Raw genomic sequence first — 24,146 nt, 5'->3', positions numbered from 1 at the left:
CGCGCCCACTGGTCAGGCCTATTGGATGGTTCAAGGTTGTTTTTTCGACGCCGCGCTGCTTTTTTGAGCGGGCTCTGGGCTGAAAATTTTGCCTAGGGTGGCGCCCACTCGGGCACCAATGGCCGTGCCCACGCCGGGCAAGACCGCCGTACCAACGGCCGCGCCAGCCAGCGCACCGGGCGGCACCGACACCTTGACGTGGTTGATCGGGCCACTCAGGCGCAGCGGCACGCCGACCACGCCATCGACCAGATCGACGGCAAACTCGGCGTCAACCTGGCGCTGTGCCAGCTTGGCCTGACCGGAAACGCTGAGTGTGCCCGATTTGGCTTTCACATCGGTCAGATTCACCACCATGCCTTTCGCCGTGTTTTGCGTATCAAGCTGTCCGCTGACGGCGTCTAGTGGCGTTTTCCCGGCGCGCTCCTGGCCGGCGCTGCGCATGGCCTTGTCCAGGTCGAAGCGCAGCAGCGCCGAGCGGCCCATGGTGAAGGTGGTTTGGGTGTGTACGGACTGCGCCAGCTGGATCACGGTCTGCCCGCTAGCCGACAGCGTGGTGCTGCCTGAGGCTTTTCCTGAAATGACTGGCGTGCGATTAAAGGCGCTGAGCGCACTGGCGACCTCAATGCCGCGCGGTTGCAATTTTCCACCCAGCTGAAGCCGCCCCTGGTCGCGTGTCTGCAGCTGCAGCTCGCCGTGGGCGGTGCCGCCGCCCAGGTTGATGCGCACGGCCCAGCGGTCCTCCTGCGCCTGTCGGGTCAGGCTCAAGTCGGTCGCGGGCGCAAAATCCGGCCGCCGCAACTGCGCCTGGCGCGGCCGCCAGCCCGCGTCAAAGTCCACCTCGCCGGCAAACACGATGGCGACGCCATAGCGCGTGATCCAGCTGACATCGCGAAAAACCAGACGCGCCAGCGGCACCTCTTCAACGCCCAGTCGGTACGGACCCTGCACGGCGCCCGGCTTGCCCCCCAGTGCAGGCAGTGACAGCTGCGGCAGCACGGCGCCCTCGAGCTCGGCGCTGTCCACCTTCACGCGGCGCTGCAGCAGCGCGGCCAGGTTCAGCTGCGCCGTGAGCTTTTTGATGACGATGGGCTGGGGCTGCAAGCTTGCAATGTTTTCCAACACCAGCGCCGGCACGGGCCGCAGCTGCCAGTGCAGCGCGCCCACGCTGACCTTGACACCGAGGGCCTGCTCGAGCTCGGCGGCGGCGCGCTGGGCCAACGCTTCATCGCTGGGAAGCAGGCGGGCCACGGCGATCCAGAGCAACGCGACAAGGCCCAGAAAAAGGCCCAGGCCAAGCAACCATTTGCGGGTGCGCGGCAGCGTCATAAAGGGTCAGGGCTTTTGCTCATTTTCTAAAGCTTAAGCTGGGCTGGCCGGTGCCGCTGGCGCGACAATTTACCCAGCGGCTGTAGGCGGCAACCTTATATAGTGAAGCGGTTTTGCTTCTAATTCTTACTCCCACGGAGTCCCCATGCGTATCTGGAAACAAGCCATCTCGGTCGAACTGCTCACGGCGGGCAATGCCAACGGCGCCGTCAGCCATCTGGGCATTGAATTTCTGGAAGTCGGCGACGATTTCATACGCGCCCGCGTGCCGGTCGATCACCGCACGGTGCAGCCTTATGGCTTGCTGCATGGCGGCGTGTCTGTAGTGCTGGCCGAAACGCTGGGCTCCTGTGGTGCCGCCTACGCGGCCCCGGCAGGCCAGCGCACGGTCGGCCTGGACATCAACGCCAACCACCTCAGGGGCACCACCAGCGGCTGGGTCACCGGCATCACGCGGCCCGTGCACATAGGCCGCAGCACCCAGGTCTGGCAGATCGAGCTGCGGAACGACGCTGGAGAGCTGACCTGCGTGTCACGCATCACGATGGCCATGCTGACCCTAAAATAATGATTAAATCGGCCTCTAGCCCATACAGCACGGGCGCAAGCAGCTATAAAATATATAGCGTATAAGCATCCTTTTGTTGAGGCATCTCTGCGCTCCCGGGCTACGGCGTTTCGGGGTTCAGGCTTACGTAAGACGCGTTTGTCAGAATGGTCTACCTTGATGTGCGCCGTCGCGCCATCGGATTTACCCGGAGCCAGCCCTTCATGTCCCTTGCTGATCGCGTGCGCAACCCTATCCTGAAATCCCGCATCATGTCGGCCGAAGCGGCCGCCGCGCTGATTCCCGCCGGCTCCAATGTCGGCATGAGCGGTTTTACCGGCGCTGGCTACCCCAAGGCGGTGCCGAAGGCGCTGGCGCGGCGCATCGAGAGTTTGCATGCTGCGGGCGAGGCCTTTCGCATCGGCCTGTGGACCGGCGCCTCGACCGCGCCCGAGCTTGACGGCGCGCTCGCCAAGGTCGATGGCATCGAGATGCGCCTGCCCTACCAGTCGGACCCGACGGTGCGCAAGCAGATCAACGCCGGGCAGATGCAGTACACCGACATCCACCTCTCGAACGTGGCGCAGCATGTCTGGTTCGGCTTTCTGGGCCACCTCGATGTGGCGGTGGTTGAAGTCGCCGGAATTTTGCCCGACGGAAGGCTAATTCCTTCGTCCTCGGTCGGCAACAACAAGACCTGGCTGGACCAGGCCGACAAGATCATTCTGGAAGTCAATTCCATGCAGAACGCCGGCCTGGAAGGCATGCATGACGTGTACTACGGCACGCAACTGCCGCCGCACCGCCTGCCGATTCCGCTGACGCAGCCGGGCGAGCGCATTGGCGAGGCCTATCTGCACTGCGACCTGTCCAAGGTGATTGCCGTGGTCGAGACGCACCAGCCCGACCGCAACTCGGCCTTCGCCGCGCCCGACGAGATCTCGCAGCGCATCGCCGGCCACATCATTGATTTCCTGCAGCAGGAAGTGGCGCGCGGCCGCCTGCCGGCTGAACTGCTGCCGCTGCAGTCGGGCGTTGGCAACATCGCCAACGCAGTGCTCGCCGGCCTGGACGCCGGCCCGTTCAAGAATCTGACGGCCTACACCGAGGTGCTGCAGGACGGCATGCTCGACATGCTGCGCTCGGGAACGCTTTCCATGGCGTCGGCCACCGCGCTGTCGCTCAGCCCGAAAGCGATGGCCGATTTCAACGAACGCATCGATTTTTACCGCGAGCGCATCGTGCTGCGGCCGCAGGAAATCAGCAACCATCCCGAGGTGATCCGCCGCCTGGGCGTGATCGCGATGAACGCGATGATAGAAGCCGACATCTTCGGCAACGTCAACTCGACCCACGTCATGGGCTCCAGCATCATGAACGGCATTGGCGGCTCGGGCGACTTTGCGCGCAACGCTTACTTGTCGATCTTCATGACACCGTCGGTGGCCAAGAACGGCGCGGTTTCCTGCATCGTGCCGATGGCCTCGCACGTCGACCATACCGAGCATGACGTGCAGGTAATAGTCACCGAACAAGGTCTGGCCGATTTGCGCGGCCTGTCGCCGACGCAGCGCGCGCGGCTGATCGTCGAAAAATGCGCGCATCCGGACTACCGCCCGGCGCTGCTCGACTATTTCGAGCGCGGCCTGCGCGACGCGCCGGGCAAGCACACGCCGCACCTTATCGACGAGGCGTTATCTTGGCATTCGCGCTACCTGGAGAGCGGCAACATGCATGCCGCCGACAGCCTTCATGCCCAGTTGCGGCTTGCCTGACGCTATTGTTTAAATAGCAGCTTGCGCCCGTTGTGTATGGGCTACAGGCTGATTTGATTCCGATCCGGAGCCCGGCCTCAGAAGCTGACGTTGGCGCGCCCTTTGAGCCCGAGTATCTCGCGCGCTTCATCCGGCGTGGCCACTTCCAGGCATAGCGCCTCTATCATGGCGCGCGCGCGCCTGACCTGGTCGGCATTGCTCTTGGCCAGCTGGCCGGGGCCGTCCCACAGCGAATCCTCCAGCCCGACGCGCACGTTGCCGCCCAACGCCAGCGACTGCGTGGCAATCGGCATCTGGTTGCGGCCGGCGCCCAGCACCGACCACACGTAGTCGTCGCCAAACAACCGGTCGGCCGTGCGTTTCATGTGCGCCACGTCTTCCGGATGTGGGCCAATGCCGCCTAGCAGGCCGAACACCGACTGGATCAGGAAGGGCGGCTTGATCAGCCCGCGTTCTATGAAGTGCGCTGCGGTGTAGAGGTGGCCGATGTCATAGCACTCGATCTCGAAGCGCGTGCCGTTGTTGGCGCAGCTCTCCAGGATGTGGGCAATGTCCTTGAAGGTGTTCTTGAAAACGCGGTCATCGCTGTTGGCCAGATAGGGGCGTTCCCAGTCGTACTTGAATTCCTTGAAGCGATCGAGCATGCCGTAGAGCCCGAAGTTCATCGAGCCCATGTTCAGCGAGGCCACCTCGGGTTTGAAGGTGTGCACCGGCACCAGGCGTTCGGCCACCAGCATCGTGGGGGCGCCGCCCGTGGTGATGTTGATGACCACATCGGACGCGGCCTTGATCTGCGGCAAAAACGCCTTGAACAGTTCCGGGTCTTGCGAGGGTGCGCCATCTTCAATCTTGCGGGCATGCAGGTGCACGATGGCCGCGCCGGCCTGCGCCGCGCCTATGGCGGCGTCGGCGATCTCTTGCCCGCTAATGGGCAGGTAGGGCGACATTGAGGGCGTGTGGATGGCGCCGGTGACGGCGCAGGTAATGATGACTTTTCTGGATTTTTTCATGAGGTTATCCTGCGAGAGGTTGATAAAGAAAGTAGTTGTGGCGTTCAGCGGGCTTGCTTGCGCTGATGCGCCACCAGGGCCATCAGCCGGTTGTCGCGCCAGCGGGCACGCTCGGCCAACTGGTCGGAAGTCAGCACGGTGCGGCGCTCTGCCTCGATTTTTGTCAGCAGCTCACTGGTCCACGCATTGGGCAACTGGGTGCGTGCAACGTCGCGGTAAGTGGGGCCGTAGCGCTTCGCGTAATCCACCACGCCTTCGGGCGCATTCAGGTCAATGGTTTCAAACGGCCCCATGAAAGACCAGCGCAGGCCCAGACCGTCTTTAAGCACCTTGTCAAGGTCTTCCACCGAGGCGTAGCCGTCGGCATACAGGTTCAGCGCTTCGTTGAGCACCGCGCCCTGAATTCGATTAAGCAGAAAACCGGTGATTTCCTTTTTAAGCAGCACCGGCGACTGGCCGGCGCGCGTATAGATATCGCGTGCGCGCTCGACCGCGGCGGCCGAAGTCCACGGTGCCGGCGCGATTTCGACCAGCGGCACCAGATAGGGCGGGTTCACCGGATGCCCGACCAGCATGCGGTGGCGGCCGCGCAGGCCTTCGGAAAACTCCGAGGCCATGAGCCACGAAGTCGAGCTGGCCAAAATGGTGTCGGGCGCTGTGAGGGCGTCCATCTCGGCAAAAATGGCACGCTTGGCCTCTATCGTTTCACGCACGTTTTCCTGCACCAGCGCCGCGCCCTGCAATGCCGCCGCCAGCGTCGCAACCGGCCGGATGCGGCCCAGCACCAGGTCGGGCGCCTCAAGGATCAGGCCGTGCAGCGCCAGGTCGCTGATGTTTTCGTGCAGCAGCCTGTCGCACCCAGCCAGCGCCTCGGGTGCGGCGTCATAAATAGCCACGGTGCAACCCGCGCGGGCGAAAACGATAGCCCAGGCCCGACCGATCAGACCCGCACCGACGATGGCAATGTGTTCGTTCATCATGGTCTTATCTTTACTAACCGATGTGCTCGACATTGCCGCACACCGACAGGCTTTGCCCGCTGATGGCCGCACCTGCCGGCGAGCAGATAAAAATAATTTGGCTGGCGATGTCCTGCGCCGTCACCATCTGGCGCAGCGACACCTTGTCAAGCAGGCGCTGACGCATCGCCTCATGCTCAATGCCATACGAAGCCGCCTTGGCAGCAATGACGCGCTCCTGCCGGTCGCCAGCGACGATGCCAGGCAGGATCGCATTGACGCGAATGTTCGACGGCCCGAGCTCCATGGCCCAGGTTTCGGTCAGGCCAATGACGCCGTACTTCGAGGCCGAATACGGCGTGCGCAGTGGAAAGCCGAGCCGCCCTGCAATCGACGACAGGTTGACGATGGAGCCGCCACCTGCCGCCTTCAGCAAGGGCACGGCGCGCCGCGTACACAGAAACGGGCCGGTCAGATTGACGGCGATGGTCTGGCTCCATTCCGCCAGATCGGTGTCTTCGACTTTGGCGGTGGGGCCGGCAATGCCAGCGTTGTTGACCAGCACGTCGAGCCCGCCCCAGCGCGTGCTCAGCTCAGCGAACATAACATCGACCTGCGCTTCGTCGGCCACATCGGTGCGGCTCTGGCTGACGGCTGGGAATTTTGCTTTGGCGGCGGCCAGGAAGTCGTCGTTGATGTCACAGATATGCACCTGTGCGCCCGCAGCCACAAAGGCCCCGGTGATTGCCAGACCTATGCCTTGTGCGCCTGCCGTCACAACGACGCGCTTGCCATTCATTCCGATATTCATGGTGTCATCCTTCCTCAACGATTTCAACAATTATCAAAGCCACAAAATCTGCTTGCGATAGGCCAGATCGGTTAACAGCGGCCCGGCCGGTCCTTCGTGAAACACCGCTCCGCGCTCTAGCGCAAAGACGCGGTCGGCCAGTGCCAGCACCAGGTCCAGGTTGTGCTCGACGATCAAAATCGACACCTGGCTGCGCAGCTGGTCGAACAGCGTGAACAACTCCTGCACCACCGCCGGTGCCAGACCCTCGAAAGGTTCATCCAGCAGCAGCAGTTTGACGTTGCCTGACAGTGCGCGCGCGACGGCGACCATTTGCTGTTCGCCGCCCGACAGATAGTCGGCCGGGGTTTGCATGCGGTCTTTCAGGCGCGGAAAAACCTGCAGGATTTTTTCCTCGCTCCAGACGGTGCCATTGCTGCCATCGGTGGCACGCGCCAGCCGACCCAGCGCCAGGTTGTCGGCCACCGTCATGCCAGCAAACAGACCGCGCCCTTGCGGCACATAGCCGATGCCCAGGCGTGCAATGTCAGGCGCCGGCAACCCCGCGATGTCGCGCCCGGCAAACTCGACCTTGCCCGACGCGGGTTTGAGCAAACCGGTCAGCGCTTTCAGCAGTGTGGACTTGCCAGCACCATTGCGGCCCAACAGCGCCACGATCTCGCCTTCGCGCACTTCAAGCGTCGCATCGTTCAGGATGTGGCTTTTGCCGTAAAACGCGTTGACCCCTTCAAAGCGCAGCAGTTGCGGGCGCTTTCCGGCCAATCCCGCCAGGCGTCCGGTGACCGGCGGCGTTCCCGAGCCGGTGTACACCTCCTGCACCCGCCGATCGGCTCGCGCCTCTTCCGGTGTGCCAGCCATCAACACGCTGCCTTCGTTCATCACCGTCACGCGCTGCGAAAACCCGAGCACGCGGTCAATGTCGTGCTCGACGATCAGCACCGGAATATTGCTGGCGATGGTCTTGACCAGATGCGACACGCGCTCTCGTTCGGCCGCCGCCAAGCCGGCCAGCGGCTCGTCCATCAGCAGCACCTGAGGCCTGGAGCCGAGCGCGATGCCGAGATCGACCAGCCGTTGCCCGCCATACGACAGCTCGCCGCCTTCCGTGTCTTCAATGCCTTCGAGGCCGAGGAATTTCATCAGCTCGCGGGTCTCCGCATGGACTTGCGGGTAGCTGTCGATATCGCGCCAGGCGTTGAAGCTGCCCGGGTGCTGCGCCTGCAGCGACAGCCGCAGATTTTCATAGATCGGCAAGCCGCGAAACAGATTGGTGATCTGAAACGAGCGCGCCAGCCCCTGCCGGCAGATGCGGTACGGCGGCAAATGCTGGATTTCTTCGCCGTTCAGACGCACCGTGCCGGCGTCTGGCGTAAACATGCCGGAGATCAGATTGAAGGTTGTCGTTTTACCGGCGCCGTTCGGTCCGATCAGCGCGTGAATCTCGCCGGCCTGCAAAGTCAGCCCGGCACCTTTGACTGCCTGGATGCCGCCAAAGTGTTTGTTCAGCGCATTGACTTCCAGCACCAGACCGGCACGCGGAGCGGGCCGCAAAAAGGCCGGCAATGGCAGGCCTTCATAAATGCGGCGCTTGCTCATGGCGGCAACGTCTTCGATAACCGGGCGCCAGCGGCGCTGCAGACGCGCCCAGATACCGACCAGGCCGGTTGGCGAAAACAAAATGAAGCCGACGAAAGCCAGGCCAAACCAGAACAGCCAGTTTTCGGTGTAAATCGACAACAGCTCGCGCGACAAAATGTAGAACAGAGCGCCCAGCGCTGGCCCCAAAAAGCTGCGCATGCCGCCTATGACCACGATGGCCAGCAGCTCGCCGGAAAACGCGACAGAGGTCGGTTCGGCCGAAGCGATGCGGTGGTGAAACACCAGCAGCGCACCGGCCAGCCCGGTGACGGTGGCCGACAGCACAAACACTGCCAGCTTGTACTGGTGCGTGTTGTAGCCTTGAAAGGTGGCGCGTTGCTCGTTCTCGCGAATGGCGACGATGACGTGGCCAAACGGCGAGCGGATGACGCGCAGCAGCACGTACAGCACCGCAAAGCCGATCAGGCTGACGACCGCCAGGTACACGGCCGGATGCTCGAGATTGACCGGGCCGATGGCGGGCCGCACGATGCCGCCCAGGCCCGACTCGCCGCCAGTAAAAGACGTCCAGCGAAAAGCAATTGCGAAGGTGAGCGCCGACAGCGCCAGGGTAAGCAGCGAAAAATAGACGCCGCGTCTGCGCAAAATCAAAAATCCCACCACGCCGGCCAGCAGCGCCGTGAACAGCAATGAAAACAGCAGAGGCAGGACGAACTGGCCGGTAAACCAGTACCTTTGCGACAGCGCCGCCGCATACGCGCCGATGCCAAACCAGGCGCCGTGGCCGAAAGACGTCAGGCCGGTGTAGCCGACCAGCAGGTTGAGCCCCATCGCGGCAATCGCAAAAATCACCACGTCGGTGGACGAGGTCAACGTCAGGCCGAGGGCCTGCAAAAGAAAAGGCAAAACGATCAGTGCCAGCGCAGCGATCAACAGGAGTTGGTATTTTTTAATCATGGCAGCGTGTGTTATTCAAAGCGCTCGATGCGCTCGCCCAGCAGGCCACGCGGCCGAAACAGCAAGACCCCCAGCATCAGCAGGTACATCGACGCCTCGCCGGCCGGCGCGTAAAAGTGAATCGTGATGCCGCGCACCACGCCCACCAGCACGGCGGCCAGCACCACGCCCCAAAAACTGCCGAGTCCGCCGATAACGACGACGACGAAAGCGGCGGTCATGATCTCGGTGCCCATGGCCGGATGCACGCCCGAGATCGGCGCGAACAGCACACCCGCCAGGGCCGCAAGGCTGACGCCGAGCACGACGATGCTGGTCATATAAGGCTGTAAACGGATGCCCAGCACGGCCACCATATCGGGCCGCTGCACGCCGGCCCGCACGACCCGGCCGAACGAGGTTTTGTTGAGCAGCAACCAGATGCCCGTCAACACCAGAAACACGACCGCCAGCATCAGCAGGCGGTATTTTGAATAGAGGAAATCACCGACGATCACCTGGCCTTTAAACACCGCAGGGATGGACGACTGCAACGGAGAGGCGCCCCAGAGCATACGGATCAGCTGCTCACCGACCATGCCCAGTCCAAAAGTGAGCAGCAGGCTGAGAATCGGATCGGCGGCGTAAAAGCCGCGCAGCAGAAAGCGCTCGAACAGCATGCCCAGCAGGCCCACCGCCACTGGCGCCAGGACCAGCGCGCCGGCGAAGCCAAGGTGCTTGGTGATCTCTACGGCGAAGTAGGCACCCAGCGCGTAGAAGGCGCCGTGCGCCAGATTGACCACGCCGCCCAGGCTGAAGATCAACGAAAGGCCTAGGGCAATCAGCAGGTAGTACCCACCGAGCAGCAAGCCGTTAATGACTTGCTCCAGCAAAAACACGAATTGCATTCGTCGCTCCGAAAGTGCAGAAGGCGAATAAAGGGCTGTTAACCGAGCCTGGCAATCGTCATCCCGCGCAGCGTGCGCCCTCGACCGGAGGAGCGGAGCCGTGGATGCCCCCGCGCGGGAATGACGAATCTACGAATCTACGGATCTGTCCTCAGGCAAACGTGCAGGCGTTCTCTTCCTTGGACGGTGCAAGCAGCTCAAGCGACTGGCCCGCTGCAGGCAAAATGGCGCCCAGCTGGATGAAGTCCCACTGATCTTTCGACTTGCCTTTGGGCTTGGGCGTGATCGTGTACATCTCCTGCATCAGCTGATGGTCCCAGGCGCGGAAATAGCCTTTGCGCGGCTTCAAAATGTCGAACTCGGCCCCTTTTTCAAAGTAGGCGATCAGCTTGTCGGAGTCCAGCGATTTGGTCTCGTTCATCGCCTGCACCACCGCCTTCAGGGCCACGTAATCACCCCATGCCTGGTTCTCTGGCGGCTTGCCAAACTTCTTGGTGAAGGCGGCGACAAAGGCCTTGGACGTTGGCGTGTTGATGTCGTGGTGCCAGGTCAGCGGCCAGGTGCCGGCGAAGTTGTCAGCCCCGGCTGCCCAGGCATCGGCTGAGTTGATGTTGAAGCCGGCAATTGGATAGGACAGGCCAAACTCGGCGTATTGCTTGATGAAGTTGGTGGTCTGGTTGCCGGCCAGGTTGCACACGACGACATCCGGTTTGGCCTGGCGGATTTTCAGCAGATAGGGGCTGAAATCGGTCACGTCAGTGGCCACCAGCTCGTCGCCAATCAGATTGCCCGCATTGGCCGTCAGAAAAACCTTGGCGACGCGCAGCAGGTCGTGGCCGAAAGCATAGTCGGCCGTCAGGGCGTAAAGCTTTTTACCCTTGATCAGGCCGTCGCGCAGCAAGGCCTGGCCGCAGGCCTTGACGTTGGTGGTGTTGGCCACTTCGACGTGGAACATGTACTTGTTGCAGCTTTTGCCGCGCAGCTCGTCGGAATTGGCGCCGCTGTTCACAAAAATCTTTTTGTTGCGCCCGGCCACTTGCGCCATGACCAAAGCGGACGCGGAAGAGATTTCACCCACCAGTGCCGCGATGTTGTCGCGCTCGAACATGCGCTGCGCTTTGGACGACGCGGTGGACGGGTTAACCGAGTCCTCTGCGATCAAATCAATCTGCCGCCCCATGACGCCTCCAGCCTTGTTGGCCTCTTCCACGGCCAGCGTCACGGCCATGACCGAATACTCGCCCAGCGCGCCAAGAAAACCGGTTCGCGGCGTCAGATGGCCGATTTTTACTTTGTCAGACTGCGCGTGGATGATGGCGGGAAAGCCCAGGCTTCCCAGCGCGGCCATGCCCGCCACGGCGGCCGAGCCCGTGACCATCTGGCGGCGACTGGTGAGTACCGACGAGCCCGCGCAGTCCGGCTGGCTGTCGGCATTCGCCACGGTGTCCGCATGGGTGCCCTGATTCTTGATTCTTGTCGTCATTGCCTTGTCTCCTATTTTTTTCCGCAGCCCGGTACTCCCGTGCTGCGGCGATTTGATTCAAATCCGGGCATCGCTTGGCTGCCGCCCAGGCTATTGAGTTCAATTCTGGACAAGGTCCGGAACCGGCTCGATCCGCTCCAACAAGGCAGGCCTTTGAAAACTCATTTGCAAAGGACCTCTTCGCTGCGCAAGCAAGATGTGATCAAATATATGTAATCTTCTTTTTGGATGCAAGCGAAGCCGCAAAATTAAGCTCGCCGTCAAGGGAAAACACTTAGAAATCGACCCGAATTCGCGAACTTGGAAAAAGCCTTGCATTGACTGCTGGTCCAGCGGGGACGACGTTTAACGCGAAACCACAAGGAGAGAGCAATTTGGAGAAGCTAGCGATGCCTGTCAGCTCCATGGACAAGATCCAGCCCATCGTCCATCAAACCCTGTCAACCAGGGTCTATCAGGATCTGCGGGAGCTGATCATCTCGGGCCAGCTGCAGCCGGGCGAGCGCCTGACACTGGCCGGCATGGCGGCGGCGCTGGGCACCAGCGCCATGCCGGTGCGTGAAGCCATCAGCAAGCTGGCGGCTGACGATGCGCTGGAAATCCTGCCCAACAAATCGGTGCGCGTGCCAGTCATGACGCGGTCCCGGTTCCAGGAGCTGGTCGTCATCCGGCTGGTGGTTGAAGGCCTGGCGGTGGAAACGGCGGCAGCGCGGATTGATGGCGCGCAGTTAAGCGAGATGGCCGGGCTGGAAAAGGCTTTCAGCCGGGAAATTTCACTGGACCAGCCTGACGTCAACCAGATCATTCAGATCAACAAGCAGTTCCACTTCACCGCCTACGCCGCCGCGCAAATGCCGGCCTTGTGCAGCCTGATTGAAGGTTTGTGGCTGCGGATAGGACCGGTCCTCAACCTGGACCTGCGCAACAGCGCCTCCCGGCGACGGTCCGACCTGCCCTCGGTTAATGCGCACCGGGCGCTGCTGAATGCCCTGCGCGCCGGTGACGGTGCTGCGGCCAAGGCAGCGCTGGCCATGGACATCAACAGCGCGGCTGACGTCATACTTTTGGGAACGGGGCTGAAGGAGGGTTGAACGATTCCTCAAGCCTGCACCGAGTAGCCGCCATCCACCGGAATCGCCGTGCCGGTGATGAAGTCGGACGCAGCGCTGGACAGGAATACCGCGATGCCCGCCAGATCTTGCGGCTTGCCCCAGCGGCCCGCCGGGGTGCGGGCAAGAATGCGCTCATTCAGGCCGTTCACCTCGGCGCGGGCTTTCTGCGTGAGCTCGGTGTCTATCCAGCCCGGCAAAATGGCGTTGACCTGAATGTTGTCGGCGGCCCAGGCGGTTGCCAGCGCCCGCGTCAGTTGCACGATGCCGCCTTTGCTGGCGCTGTAGGCCGGCGCAAACGAGGCGCCAAAAATAGAAGTCATAGAGCCGATGTTGATGACTTTACCGCCCTGCTTTTTCAGGTGAGGAAAGGCGGTGCGGCTGCACAAAAAAGCACTGGTCAGGTTGGTGTCCATCACCGCGTTCCATTCGGTCAATGACAGGTCTTGCACCTGCTTGCGGATATTGATGCCGGCGTTGTTGACCAAAATATCGAGGCGGCCGAAATCCTCTATCAGCTGCGCCATCAGGGTGGACACGGCCGCTTCATCGCAGACATCGACGGCATAGGCTTTGGCTTGACTTTCTTTGCCCTGCTGGCCCAGACTGGCCACCGCCGCCAGCAGCTTGACCGGGTTGCGCCCGACGACCGCGACGCGGGCACCCGCATCTGCCAGCCCCCGCGCCATGGCCAGACCAATGCCGCCATTGCCACCCGTGACGAGGGCGACCTTGCCTTGAAGATCAAACATGCGGATTCTCCTTGCGTCGACTTTTAATTTGTTCTCTGGAGATAAATACACCCAAGGCCCTTATGGGAATTGCGCAAGCAGCTACTAATTTAATAGCAGCCCGCGTTACGTCAGGTCGGCCCGGGCCATGCGCTCGCTCTTCCAGTAGACATCGTCACCACCGTTCATGCGGTTGAGCACGCGCGACAGCACAAACAGCAAGTCGCTCAGGCGATTGAGATATTGGCGTGGCGCCTCCTTGAGTGGCTCGGTCGCGCCCAACGCCACCACCGCTCGCTCGGCGCGGCGCGCCACGGTGCGGCAGACATGGGCGATGGACGCGGCACGGGAGCCCGCCGGCAAAATAAATTCGGCCAGGCGGGGCAGCGTGGCGTTGTATTTTTCCAGGGCCCCATCTAGCTGCGCCACCGCCTCGGACTTGAGCAGTTCATAGCCCGGGATCGACAGCTCGCCGCCCAGATTGAACAGCTGATGCTGCACTTCCACCAGCAGTTCGCGCACATCGGCCGGCAGCTCTTCGCACAGCAGCACGCCGATGTTCGAATTCAACTCGTCAACTTCGCCCATGGCATGCACGCGCAAGCTGTCTTTGGAGACGCGCGTGTTGTCGCCCAGCCCGGTGGTGCCGTTGTCGCCGGTGCGTGTTGCAATCTGAGAAAGTCGGTTGGCCATGATGGTGCAGTCATTAGGTAAGTGAGACGCGGTTTAGCAGGTTTGATTAGACCAGTGCCGCCATTGCAGGGAGTCGTTACGTGCGGCAAGTGAATGTTTCGACATGCCTCAAGCATGAGAGTGACGCAACACCCTGCAAGAGTGCTGGCAATCTCCGGATTGCTGCGTTGAAATGAAATTTCCTTAACTTAACGAAAGATATCTGGATGAATTTGTACAAATCTGCTACACAACATTTTATTCCCGCCTTTGAAGTACGCAGTGTGCTGTTGATGGCTGCATTGGCGCTAGGCGCAGGCAGCGCGGCGCACGCGCAGGGCTCGCCAAGCGCGCCATCGAAATCAGTTGGTCCAGCCCCCTCGCAAATGGCGCCTGCCGAATCAGGCGGAACGGGTGCTGGCGCCGGAACTGCTCCCGCCGCAGCTGCCAAGGCGACAGTCCAAGAAATTGAAACAGCCTTCAAGAGCGCTGATGCCGATGGCGATGGCAAGCTGAACCGCAAGGAAGCTGCTACCTTCCCGGGACTGACGCAGCGTTTCGAGCAAATCGACGCGGACAAAGACACCTTTGTTTCCATTAAGGAATTCACGAAGGCCGCCGGCGGCTAAATAACTAAAGCAGCTGTCGCTTTGAACCAGGCTCCCTCCGCAATCCCCTGTGATTGTGCGGTGGGGCCTTTTAATTCGCGCTGGAGAGAGTTACGACCCGCAAGAAAATGTGTCGTCGTACAGCCCCATGTGAGCGAAGAAACACCCCGCAAAAGCATTAGATTTTTCAGACATGCTGGGTTTGAATGCTCTCTTATTTGATATGAAAGTCTTCTGCATGCGCACGAACACGATTACAAAAGAACCGTCAAGGCAATCCGTTCCCCGCTATGAGTTGTGCAGCGCGATTGTGCTTGCCACGTTTGCGATGGGCGCGGCTTCGGCAACGCATGCGCAGGGCGCCGTACCGTCAACTGGCGGTGCGCCAATGGCCGCAGCCCGCGCCGCGCCGGCCAACAAGGTGACGAGCATGGATCTCGATGCCGCCTTCAACCGGGCCGATGTCAACCGGGACGGCAAACTGAGTCGCGCGGAAACCGAGCACTTCCCGATGGTGGCGCAGCGCTTCGAGCAGATCGACAGCAACCACGACAGCTTCATCTCGCGCGAAGAGTTCAACAAAGCTGCAAGTAACTGAGTCGCGCCGCGCCTGGCACCAGGCCCGGCCAGCGCGATATAACCTTGCCACGTTTGCATTCAAGCGCGGTGGCAGAAAATAAAACGCTAGCGGGCAAACACTGGCCACCGGCCGTAAACTCTGGAACCTATCCGGAGACTTTCATGAACGCACCGCTGCCTGTCCATCTGCTTCCCGACATCCATCAGCGCGAGACGCCAGCGGCGCTGCTGGACGCGCTCAAAGCCCGTTTTGCCGAGCGCTGCTCGACCGCCCTCGTGGTGCGTGAGCAGCACGGTCGCGACGAGTCTTCGTTTGCCGCGCCGCCGCCTGCGGCCGTGCTATTTGCCGAAAGCACGCAAGACGTGGCTGATGCGGTGAAGCTGGCCAGTCATTACAACGTGCCGGTGATTGCGTTTGGCGTCGGCACCTCGCTTGAAGGCCATTTGCTGGCGGTACAGGGCGGCATCAGCATTGACGTGAGCCGCATGAACCGGGTGCTGTCCATCAACGCCGATGACCTGACCGTGACGGTGCAAGCCGGCGTGACGCGCAAGCAGCTCAATGAAGAAGTTAAAAGCACCGGCCTGTTTTTCCCGATAGACCCGGGCGCTGACGCCACGCTGGGCGGTATGAGCGCGACACGCGCCAGCGGCACCAACGCCGTGCGCTACGGCACCATGCGCGAGAACGTGCTGGCGCTGCAAGTCGTGACGGCCAGTGGCGACATCATCCGCACCGGCACGCGCGCCAAAAAGTCATCGGCCGGCTACGACCTGACGCGCCTGATGGTCGGCAGCGAAGGCACGCTGGGCGTGATCACCGAAGTTACCGTCAAGCTCTACCCGCTGCCCGAAGCGATTTCCGCGGCGATCTGTTCTTTCCCCAGCATTGAAGCGGCGGTGCGCACGACGATTGAAGTGATACAGCTGGGCGTGCCGATTGCGCGGGTCGAGCTGATTGACCACAACACCGTTCGCATGGTCAACGCCCATTCGAAACTCGGCTTGCGCGAAGAGCCTTTGTTGCTGATGGAGTTTCACGGCTCGCCTTCAAGCGTGAAGGAGCAGGCCGAGCTGGTGCAGGAAATTGCCAGCGGCCACGGCGGCAACGCTTTTGAATGGGCCAGCACGCCCGAGGAGCGCACGCGGCTTTGGACGGCGCGGCACAACGCCTACTTCGCCGCCATCCAGTCGCGGCCTGGCTGCCGCGCCATTTCCACCGACACCTGCGTGCCGATTTCACGCCTGGCGGACTGCCTGCTCGAATCCGTGGCAGAGGCCGATGCCAGCGGCATTCCCTACTTTCTGGTCGGCCATGTTGGCGACGGCAACTTCCACTTTGGCTACCTGATAGACCCCGATAACCCCGAAGAGCGCGCAGTGGCCGAAGCACTTAACCACACGCTGGTCAGCCGTGCCCTCCGCCTGGAGGGCACGTGCACCGGCGAGCACGGCGTGGGTCTGCACAAGATGGATTTTCTGGTGAGCGAAACCGGCGACGGCGCGGTCGAGATGATGCGCACCATCAAGCGCGCGCTGGACCCGAAGAACATCATGAACCCGGGAAAAATCTTTACGCTATAAGCCTGCGCGCCGTGGTTGTGCAAAACATGAATGTGCTTAGGCAATGCCTGCCGGCCGTTGTCACTCTGGATGAACTGCAGGCGATGTGCCGAGAGCATAGAAAGGCCCTGGTTTTTCAGCACTTTGTACATGCGCTACGGGTTCCAACCCGCTTAGCTGGCGCGCGCCTCATCTTGATTGATGGCTATCCGCCGGGCTTGGTCAGGCGATACATTGAGCAAGCGCATTTCAATGCCGAATAAGCACAGGCGTAAACAGCCATCATTTTTATAGCGCATATGTCTCATAGAAGTCGGAAATTGGTGACGGTAGCGGACCTGCAATTCGTCCTGTGACAACCTCGACTGACTGACTGCCTCCGACCGCAGAAGGAATTATCTGACAGCCATATCCGCTGTTTAGCTGCCTCCGTTTTTGCGGCGGGCAGGTACTATTTTGTGTAGTTCAGTGAGTCCTACAGTCAACTCAAAGGAAACCCATGGCAACAAAAGACTTCAAAGTCGGCGACAAAGTCAGCTGGAACAGCACGCAGGGCAAAGTGACAGGCTCCGTCAAGAAAAAGCTGACGGCACCGATCGATATCAAAACACATCATGTGGCCGCCTCATCGGACAACCCGCAACTGCTGGTACAAAGCGCTGACACTGGCAAAGTGGCAGCGCATAAGCCAGCAGCCTTGAAGCGGGTAAAAGCCAAGTGAGTACCGAAAACACTCACGCGGCTGTAGAGGAATTCAAAAAGGCAGTGAATATGTCGACCAAAGCCTTGGCGGCATGGTTAACCACAGAGGAGTCCAAAGCAGTGGGCTTTAAAACCACCGACCGCAGCGAATCGGTAGGCCACCGTTCGGGCAAAAAGATTGTCGCGCTGCTGGGCAAGTCACAAGCCGAATTCACCTGCGGCGACATTGCTCATGCCCGCAAGGTGGTAGGTTACATTCACCGCCATCTGGCACAGCGGCCAGCTGGTGATATTGCTAACACCCACTGGCGCTATTCGCTGATGAACTGGGGCCACGATCCACAGGAAAGCAAGTCCTGAAACGTGGTTTGTTAATGTTCAGGCAATAAAAATGACAGCGCAAAAAACTTCTTCGAAGGGGGCCTGGGCCGCGTGCGGTTTTTCAATCCAGGAAATTAAGATTTATATCTGCCAGTTTATTTTGAGTTGTTTTTGAGCTTTTTTATGCGCGCGCTGCTGACCCGCGGTCTCCTCCGAGTCTGTTGTCGCCGTATCGGCGACGCCGCCTATTCGGCGTATCACAATATCCGGTCCGGCAAGCCATACCCGTCGATTCTTGCCACGACGGTCGACACGGACGACCGTGTGGTGCCAGGTCACCCCTTCAAACATGTCGCCACGCTCCAGGCGGCGGGCATCGGCCCCAGGCCGCACCTCGTCCGCATCGAGATGCGCGCGGGCCACGGCTTAGGCAAACCCACCGACAAGAGCATCAAGGAGACAGCGGATATGTGGGCCTTTACCGCGCACTGGTCGGGGCTGAATGTGAAGCCGGTGAATTGATCGCCGCATGGGGGAAAAAGGGCGGGGCTGCCGCGCGACCTCAACCGGCACCTGCGCACCATCAAGCGCGCCCTTGACCCGAAAACAATCATAAATCTAGGCAAAATTTTTACGCGCTGAGACCGCGACCTGCCGCCAACTCTTGGCGACAGAAATTAACAAAACACCGCCAGCCCAATATCAATACGCGCAAGCCGCTATTTATTAGGCAGCATCTGGGTGCAGCGCTGTGCAACAAAACGAGCGATAGCAATACCCTCCTACGCGGCAACGGGACAGCTTCTGTCATTGACCTTTCGCCGTGCTTTTTAAATTGGTTTCGGCAGTCGGTTTTGATCATCACAACTTCTCGGTTGTCGCTACTCGCAATAGATTTCTGGCAATTGGGCATGGGGTCCACTCGCAGAGCGCTGCCTTTTCTGAAAGCAATTCGTTCCCTCAACTTTTTTGTTTTTACAGGCGCATTTGAAGAACACAAGCACCTCTCCCTACGAGACGACCAACGCCACAGCAAGCACCAGCAGCACCGGCTCGGGCCAACTGGTCACGGGGCTTTTTCCTGATCGCCAAGATGCAGAAGCTGCTTTCAATTCTGCCCAGGCGCGCGGCTAGTCAAAAGACGATGTCAATCTGGTGATGTCAGATGACACCCGGACCCGCCACTTGCGGGCGACCCCACAGGCAAGGAAACCGAACAGGGCAACAAAGCGGCTCAAGGCGCGGGCATAGGCGGCGCGATTGGCGGCACGGCGGGCGCGATCAACGCGGGCATTGCGGCTTTAGGGACCAGCCTGGTGGTGCCAGGCTTGGGCCTGGTGATTGCGGGACCGCTGGCCGCGGCAGCAGCCGGCGCTGGCGCGGGTGCAGCGGGCGGCGGATTGTTAGGCGCTCTCGTAGCGCTGGAACATCCCTGAAGAGCGAGTGAAAGATTACGAAGAGGGCATTAAAAACGGCGGAATTCTGATGGGGGTGCGTGCCAAAAATAATGATGACGCGCTGCATTTTGAAAATCAGTGGACGCAACACCGGGGCCGCCACATCCACCGCTAAATCTTGGGGCTACACCGGAAGTCGGCACACGGCCAAACGTGCCGCCACTGGCGAGCGTTGCTTCGAACCCTGCCGGCTTGCGCTGGCAGGGTTTCAGCCCTAAAAAGGCAATAAAAAGCCAGGTAACCCAATAGCCACGGTTGCCATCAGCTATTAATTAGATAGCGTCGGGTAGTCGGTATAACCCTCGGCGCCGCCGCCGTAAAAGGTGGCTTTGTCAGGCGCGTTGAGCGGCGCGTTGCGGCGCAGGCGCTGCACCAGATCGGGATTGGCGATGAAGGCCTTGCCAAACGCGACCAGGTCGGCACCGCTACCAATCGCGCTCTCGGCCAGTGCCTCGTCGTAGCCGTTGTTCACCATCCACGCGCCTTTGCCGCCGGCCGCGCGGTAGCTGGCCTGCAGCGCGGCGTAGTCAAACGGCCGGTCGGGCATGTCGCGTGCACCGCCAGTGGCGCCCTCAATGATGTGGATGTAGGCCAGGTCCAGCGTGGCGAGCTGGCGCAGCACGTAGTCGAACAGCGGCTGCGGGTGGGGGTCATGCACGTCGTTGGCCGGCGTGACCGGCGACAGGCGAATGCCGGTGCGTCCGCCGCCAATGGCGCCGCTGACGGCGCGCACCACCTCGAGCAGCAGGCGTGCGCGGTTTTTGATGCTGCCGCCGTAGTCGTCGGTGCGCTGGTTGCTGCTACTTTTGAGGAACTGGTCAAGCAGGTAGCCGTTGGCGGCGTGGATTTCGACGCCGTCAAAACCGGCTGAGACCATGGCGTTGCGCGCGGCCGCCTGGTAGGTGTGCACGATGCCGGGCAACTCTTCGGCGTCCAGCGCGCGCGGCTCCGAGGTGTCCACAAATGTCGGCACGCCGTCCTTGATCAAGACGGTTTTGGTTTTGGCGGTGATGGCCGAAGGCGCCACCGGGGCAGCGCCATGCTCCTGCAAGTCGTGGTGCGAGACGCGGCCCACATGCCAGAGCTGCACCACGATTTTCCCGTCGGCCTCGTGCACCGCCTCGGTGACCTGCTTCCAGCCGTCGAGTTGCTCGGTGCCGTACAGACCGGGCACATCAGAATAGCCCTGACCCTGCTGGCTGATGGCGGTGGCTTCGGTGATCAGCAACCCGGCCGAGGCGCGCTGGCTGTAGTACTCGGCCATCAGCGCAGTTGGAATGGCGTCGGGTGCGCGGTTGCGTGTCAGCGGCGCCATCACGATGCGGTTGGCGAGTTGCAGGTCGCCGGCCTGGACGGGGTCGAATAAAGAGGGCATGAAAGGATTCCGGGTTGGTAACTGTACCCAATGTGCGCCTATCCCAAAGGGCGGCGCGCTGGCGGGCGGTAACTTCCATCCTAACCGCCCGACCCCCTTGCAGCCTTTGCGCTAGCGCAGCTTACTTGAGCAGGCCCTCTTCCTTCATGGCGGTCCGCACTGCCGGACGTGCCGCCATGCGCTCGCGGAAGGCGGCGAGGTTGGCAAAACCCGAAATGTCAACCTTCACAAAAGCGGCCCAGTTCGTCACGGTGAACAGGTAGGGGTCGGCCACGCTGAAGCTGTCGCCCATCAGGTATTGCTTGCCGGCCAGTTCGCCATCCACCCATTTCAGGCGCTGCAGCAATTTTTCTATGACCATGGGCCGGTAGTCGGCCGGCGTGGCCGGGTTGAACAGCGGGCTGAATCCCTTGTGCAACTCGGTGCTGATGAAGTTGAGCCAGGACTGGAGTTGCGCGCGCGCGAGGGTGCCGTTGGCGGGCGCAAGTTTTTTGTCGGGCACCTGGTCGGCGATGTACTGGACGATGGCCGGCCCTTCGGTCAGCCGCGTGCCGTCGTCAAGCTCCAGCAGGGGCACGTAGCCGAGCGGGTTAATGCTGTAGTAGTCGGTGCCGTCGGGCAGCTTGTGGCTGCTGGTAGGCGCCGCAATATGCTCAAATTTCAGACCGGCCTCGTGCAGCGTGATGTGCGGCGACAGCGAGCAGGCACCGGGGGAGTAGTAGAGCTTCATGGTAAGAGTCCTTGAAAGATGGATGAACTGACAGCACAACGACGCGGCACAACAGAAAAGCGACGCAAAAGCTAACCCAAAGTGAGCCGCGAGGAAAGCAGCATCCATGCTAGCCGCTCGGGCGCAGGTTTGCAGCGGCGCTGCTGTCAGCGCGCCTGCCACGGCACCGGGCGGAGCGCTCTGCCGACCCGGGGGAGTTATTCTATAAGCGCTCCAGCACAATATCCACGGGCTTTTAATGCTATTACAAACATAGCATAAGGCAATCCGCGAGGCATTGTCCTACAAGGGCTTGCGGGCACTGCTGATGCAGCAATGCGAGCATGACTTTTAACATTAATAGCTCATCTCCCGCTGGACTATGTCAGCGCGAGGCATCGCCTAAGCGGCCTTTTCCCCGCGCGCTCTGCGCGCATCGGCTGGTCCTGCATTGGAGAACAAATGCTCAAATACGCGATAATTTTTGCCGTGATTTCATTGATTGCCGGCGCCTTGGGCTTTGGCGGTGTGGCGGCGGGTACTGCGGGCATTGCCAAGATACTGTTCGGCCTCTTTTTGATTTTGGCTGTGATTTTTGTAGTACTAGCGGCTTTGGGTGTGGGCGCGATCAAAAGGTCGTCTGATCGATGACGCCAGAGCCTACGGCCCAGCCCGAGTCGGTAGCGCACCGCTTCCGGAAGCGGATTTTTCACCCTTGGTCGCACGACGGAGATGCGGCAACGTCGGCCACTGCGGCGCCCCAGCCGAAAACGAAAAGCGCGATAAGCCTTCAGGCACGCATTGCCGAGTTTTTGCTGATTCACCGGTTGCGCGCGCGGCGTAAATCCGAGCCCTCCGCTGACGTGCTACGGCGCGCCGAGCGCATTGTTTTCATCACCTGCCAAAACTGGTTTGCCCCGCCGGACCAGAACAAACCGCGTCGGCATACCCAGTTGTGATTTCATTGCTACCTAAATCCGACAAATTCTTGTCTGGGCTCGTCGTGCGAACGCACGGTCCGCATTGCTCCATGACGCCAGCCGCCGCTCACCCACCGACCGCCTGGTGCGCATCGGCACCGGCCGCGATGCCAAGGACGTGGCGTTTGCAACCCTTTTCGGTGACGTGACCCTGTTGCACACTAGGGCCTGCTGGTGCAGCAGCAGGAAGCGCTGCTACCGGCTTAGGCAAGAAAATCGCCTGAACGCTCAACATGGTTCAGCTCGGACGGGCGTCAGGCAGGTCATGCCAGACGCCCGCGCTCGGGTCAGTTCGAGCAGTTGACCCCAGCCGGAGCTGTAGCTTCAGGGAACGGCGTCAGTCGTCCGATGCCAGGCAAACCACCACCTTCGCCCCATCCATTGGCCAGGAAGGCCAGGCAGCGGAAGTTGTACGGCGTCAAAACGCCGCCGCCAATGTTCGGCTCAGGGAAGATGTACTCGCCGACCGGTGACACATATTGGCCGGATACCAGTCCATTGGCTGTGTTGGCGACGGCGGCTGCAGGGGCAGGGCCGTAGTTCACCGCGGTCCCATTGGCCACACCCGCGACGCGAGCAATGATTTCACGTGTCGCGCCGGCTCCCCCTATCCCGCCGAAAACCTGGATATCTTTGTCCGTAGAAAATACATAGCGACCCACCTGGGCGGTGTTAACGAGGGTGGAAGGCAGTACGCGGCTGGTCCTGGTGCCCGCCAGACTTTCGTCCACGGAATACATGATCGGGGCGCGCGCGGCACTTGGGTCAGTCACGAAAATGGACGTACGAAGTCTGGCCTGGCACTCTGCATTGCCGGGGCAAACGGCAGGCCCGACGCCCAGAAGGGGCGCATCCAAAAACATGTAAAACGTGGCACCGGGTGGCGTAAAGATGCCAACGCTGGCTTCAATCGAGTAAGCCGCCACATAGGTTCCCACGGCATCTCTGGCCAGAATGCCGGAATAGATCACCGTGTCGCCCAACTCCAGCGGGGCTTGCTCGTTGGCGTTACAGGCAGCGCCGCAGGCCGGTATCGTGACGACAGGAAAAGGAGCGGTCGTTACCAAAGCCGCCGGCGACATCACGAAAGTCGGCAGCTTGGCGCCAGCCGCACCAGGGCGGTTGGTCGATGGGCAGCGCGGATCAACCGCTGGCGGGGCCACGCGTGGCACACACATCGGGTAGCCCGAAGCGGCGTGAATGGTCGGATTGTCTGCGTCAACCGCAAAGCGTGCATCCGGCGCTGCTTTGCCCCCGACGCCATTGGCAAGGCCGTAACGACCGCTCGGATCGTTGATGACCACGCGTGCATCGGTCGACAGGCAGGCGCCAGGGGCGGCACCCACGCAGAGGGCGCCGGTGGTGTAGTTGATGGCCTTGATGACGCCGCTGGCGGTGTTGAGCGACTGCTGCGCAATGCCGACCAGACCGGCAATGTAGACGCCGTTCACGATATTGCCGGAGATGCTTGCCTCATATGCGGCAATTGGTGCGGGGAGGTCGTTGAGCGCGAGCGCGGAGCGGCCCGCAATCGGGGATTGGGCGAACAATTGCCCCACCGTCAGGTAATTGGCTGGCAGCGTCATCACCAGGTTGGTGGGAATAACAATCGTGATGCCGTTAACCGTGATGCTGCCGCCGGAAAACAGATTGCCGGGAGCCGATACGGTAAATGCCTGGATGGCGCCGATGAAGTCGAACGGCCGAGGCCCGCCGGGAGGTGTGGGCGGCCCCGCGACAATACCGACCGGACAGGGGGGGACGCTGCAGCCGCCCCTTGCCAGCACTGCCGGGCCGGTCACTGTTGATGCCGAGATCGCCTGTGTCTGCCGCAACTGCGCTTGTGCCGCCGGTGCCGCCAGCATCAAAGTGGCCAGGGCAATGCCCAGCGTCATCACGCCTTTGCACACAAGCGCCAGCGGCCTGCTGGCGGGCATGGCTGCACTCCCGTTTGTTGAGCCGGCTGTCCGGCTGCCTGGATCA

At 61.3% G+C, this 24,146-nt stretch carries 23 protein-coding genes; 11 read left to right on the top strand and 12 right to left on the bottom strand.

Translation table 11 applies throughout. The annotated features are described in order from the left end of the window. Positions 1-30: 30 nt before the first annotated feature. On the bottom strand, positions 31-1,329 hold the full coding sequence (locus tag HHJ18_RS17405) for a glycine zipper domain-containing protein (RefSeq protein WP_296917166.1): 1,299 nt from the start codon (positions 1,327-1,329) through the stop codon (positions 31-33). Positions 1,330-1,474: 145 nt separating this feature from the next. On the opposite strand from HHJ18_RS17405, the gene HHJ18_RS17400 reads away from it, so the two are divergent. Both HHJ18_RS17400 and HHJ18_RS17395 read left to right on the top strand, forming a co-directional pair. After that, positions 1,475-1,897 (top strand): hotdog fold thioesterase, encoded by a 423-nt coding sequence (locus HHJ18_RS17400; RefSeq protein ID WP_296917163.1) that lies wholly within the window; start codon positions 1,475-1,477, stop codon positions 1,895-1,897. Between the two features lie 203 nt (positions 1,898-2,100). Beyond that, complete coding sequence (locus tag HHJ18_RS17395) at positions 2,101-3,651, top strand: acetyl-CoA hydrolase/transferase family protein (RefSeq protein ID WP_296917162.1); 1,551 nt, start codon at positions 2,101-2,103, stop codon at positions 3,649-3,651. Positions 3,652-3,728: 77 nt separating this feature from the next. Here the strand turns inward: HHJ18_RS17395 and HHJ18_RS17390 are convergent, their stop codons facing one another. The 6 genes from HHJ18_RS17390 to HHJ18_RS17365 form a co-directional block, all read right to left on the bottom strand. Next, positions 3,729-4,661, bottom strand: coding sequence for a 3-keto-5-aminohexanoate cleavage protein (locus HHJ18_RS17390; RefSeq protein ID WP_296917160.1), 933 nt, complete (start codon positions 4,659-4,661; stop codon positions 3,729-3,731). A 44-nt stretch (positions 4,662-4,705) separates the two neighbouring features. After that, positions 4,706-5,638 (bottom strand): 3-hydroxyacyl-CoA dehydrogenase, encoded by a 933-nt coding sequence (locus HHJ18_RS17385; protein ID WP_296917158.1) that lies wholly within the window; start codon positions 5,636-5,638, stop codon positions 4,706-4,708. 16 nt (positions 5,639-5,654) lie between these two features. After that, a complete protein-coding gene (locus tag HHJ18_RS17380) occupies positions 5,655-6,431 on the bottom strand; it encodes an SDR family oxidoreductase (protein WP_296917156.1) in 777 nt (258 codons plus the stop codon). 33 nt (positions 6,432-6,464) lie between these two features. Further along, complete coding sequence (locus HHJ18_RS17375) at positions 6,465-8,987, bottom strand: branched-chain amino acid ABC transporter ATP-binding protein/permease (protein ID WP_296917154.1); 2,523 nt, start codon at positions 8,985-8,987, stop codon at positions 6,465-6,467. Between the two features lie 11 nt (positions 8,988-8,998). After that, positions 8,999-9,874, bottom strand: a complete 876-nt coding sequence (locus HHJ18_RS17370) for a branched-chain amino acid ABC transporter permease (protein ID WP_296917153.1) — start codon at positions 9,872-9,874, stop codon at positions 8,999-9,001. Positions 9,875-10,025: 151 nt separating this feature from the next. After that, entirely contained in the window at positions 10,026-11,357 is a 1,332-nt protein-coding gene (locus tag HHJ18_RS17365) for an ABC transporter substrate-binding protein (RefSeq protein ID WP_366558854.1), read from the bottom strand. A gap of 374 nt (positions 11,358-11,731) precedes the next feature. Here HHJ18_RS17365 and HHJ18_RS17360 point away from each other — a divergent pair, with 374 nt between their 5' ends. Continuing rightward, a complete protein-coding gene (locus tag HHJ18_RS17360; RefSeq protein WP_296917151.1) occupies positions 11,732-12,448 on the top strand; it encodes a GntR family transcriptional regulator in 717 nt (238 codons plus the stop codon). Positions 12,449-12,456: 8 nt separating this feature from the next. Here the strand turns inward: HHJ18_RS17360 and HHJ18_RS17355 are convergent, their stop codons facing one another. Together HHJ18_RS17355 and HHJ18_RS17350 are read right to left on the bottom strand one after the other, a co-directional pair. Beyond that, on the bottom strand, positions 12,457-13,218 hold the full coding sequence (locus tag HHJ18_RS17355; protein ID WP_296917149.1) for a glucose 1-dehydrogenase: 762 nt from the start codon (positions 13,216-13,218) through the stop codon (positions 12,457-12,459). Between the two features lie 105 nt (positions 13,219-13,323). Next, positions 13,324-13,890 (bottom strand): cob(I)yrinic acid a,c-diamide adenosyltransferase, encoded by a 567-nt coding sequence (locus tag HHJ18_RS17350; RefSeq protein ID WP_296917148.1) that lies wholly within the window; start codon positions 13,888-13,890, stop codon positions 13,324-13,326. A 206-nt stretch (positions 13,891-14,096) separates the two neighbouring features. On the opposite strand from HHJ18_RS17350, the gene HHJ18_RS17345 reads away from it, so the two are divergent. From HHJ18_RS17345 to HHJ18_RS17315, 7 genes are all read left to right on the top strand, one after another. Continuing rightward, positions 14,097-14,498: an EF-hand domain-containing protein gene (locus tag HHJ18_RS17345; RefSeq protein ID WP_296917146.1), complete on the top strand. Its 402-nt coding sequence runs from the start codon at positions 14,097-14,099 to the stop codon at positions 14,496-14,498. A gap of 172 nt (positions 14,499-14,670) precedes the next feature. After that, positions 14,671-15,075, top strand: a complete 405-nt coding sequence (locus HHJ18_RS17340) for an EF-hand domain-containing protein (protein WP_296917144.1) — start codon at positions 14,671-14,673, stop codon at positions 15,073-15,075. Between the two features lie 143 nt (positions 15,076-15,218). Further along, the gene (locus HHJ18_RS17335) at positions 15,219-16,640 is read left to right on the top strand and encodes an FAD-linked oxidase C-terminal domain-containing protein (RefSeq protein WP_296917142.1); all 1,422 of its coding nucleotides are present in this window, start codon (positions 15,219-15,221) and stop codon (positions 16,638-16,640) included. Between the two features lie 478 nt (positions 16,641-17,118). Next, complete coding sequence (locus tag HHJ18_RS17330; protein ID WP_296917140.1) at positions 17,119-17,340, top strand: DUF2945 domain-containing protein; 222 nt, start codon at positions 17,119-17,121, stop codon at positions 17,338-17,340. After that, positions 17,337-17,681 (top strand): DUF3140 domain-containing protein, encoded by a 345-nt coding sequence (locus HHJ18_RS17325; protein WP_296917138.1) that lies wholly within the window; start codon positions 17,337-17,339, stop codon positions 17,679-17,681. Before HHJ18_RS17330 ends, HHJ18_RS17325 begins: the two co-directional genes overlap by 4 nt. 144 nt (positions 17,682-17,825) lie before the next feature. Next, positions 17,826-18,164: a prolyl oligopeptidase family serine peptidase gene (locus HHJ18_RS17320; RefSeq protein WP_296917137.1), complete on the top strand. Its 339-nt coding sequence runs from the start codon at positions 17,826-17,828 to the stop codon at positions 18,162-18,164. 921 nt (positions 18,165-19,085) lie between these two features. Further along, on the top strand, positions 19,086-19,214 hold the full coding sequence (locus tag HHJ18_RS17315; protein ID WP_296917136.1) for a hypothetical protein: 129 nt from the start codon (positions 19,086-19,088) through the stop codon (positions 19,212-19,214). A gap of 153 nt (positions 19,215-19,367) precedes the next feature. Here the strand turns inward: HHJ18_RS17315 and HHJ18_RS17310 are convergent, their stop codons facing one another. Both HHJ18_RS17310 and gstA read right to left on the bottom strand, forming a co-directional pair. Further along, complete coding sequence (locus tag HHJ18_RS17310; protein WP_296917134.1) at positions 19,368-20,474, bottom strand: alkene reductase; 1,107 nt, start codon at positions 20,472-20,474, stop codon at positions 19,368-19,370. Between the two features lie 121 nt (positions 20,475-20,595). Further along, entirely contained in the window at positions 20,596-21,204 is a 609-nt protein-coding gene (gene gstA / locus HHJ18_RS17305) for a glutathione transferase GstA (RefSeq protein ID WP_296917132.1), read from the bottom strand. A gap of 441 nt (positions 21,205-21,645) precedes the next feature. On the opposite strand from gstA, the gene HHJ18_RS17300 reads away from it, so the two are divergent. After that, positions 21,646-21,834, top strand: a complete 189-nt coding sequence (locus HHJ18_RS17300) for a DUF1328 domain-containing protein (protein ID WP_296917130.1) — start codon at positions 21,646-21,648, stop codon at positions 21,832-21,834. 616 nt (positions 21,835-22,450) lie between these two features. Here HHJ18_RS17300 and HHJ18_RS17290 read toward each other — a convergent pair. Further along, positions 22,451-24,100 carry a hypothetical protein gene (locus HHJ18_RS17290; protein WP_296917128.1) on the bottom strand — a complete coding sequence of 550 codons (1,650 nt, stop codon included), beginning with the start codon at positions 24,098-24,100 and terminating at the stop codon, positions 22,451-22,453. Between the last annotated feature and the right edge of the window lie 46 nt (positions 24,101-24,146).

Origin of the sequence: Polaromonas sp., assembly GCF_012927455.1 — a bacterium.
Lineage (GTDB): Bacteria > Pseudomonadota > Gammaproteobacteria > Burkholderiales > Burkholderiaceae_C > Polaromonas.
The sequence above is the reverse complement of the archived record's forward strand: the minus strand, read 5'-3'. Positions and strand labels throughout refer to the sequence as shown.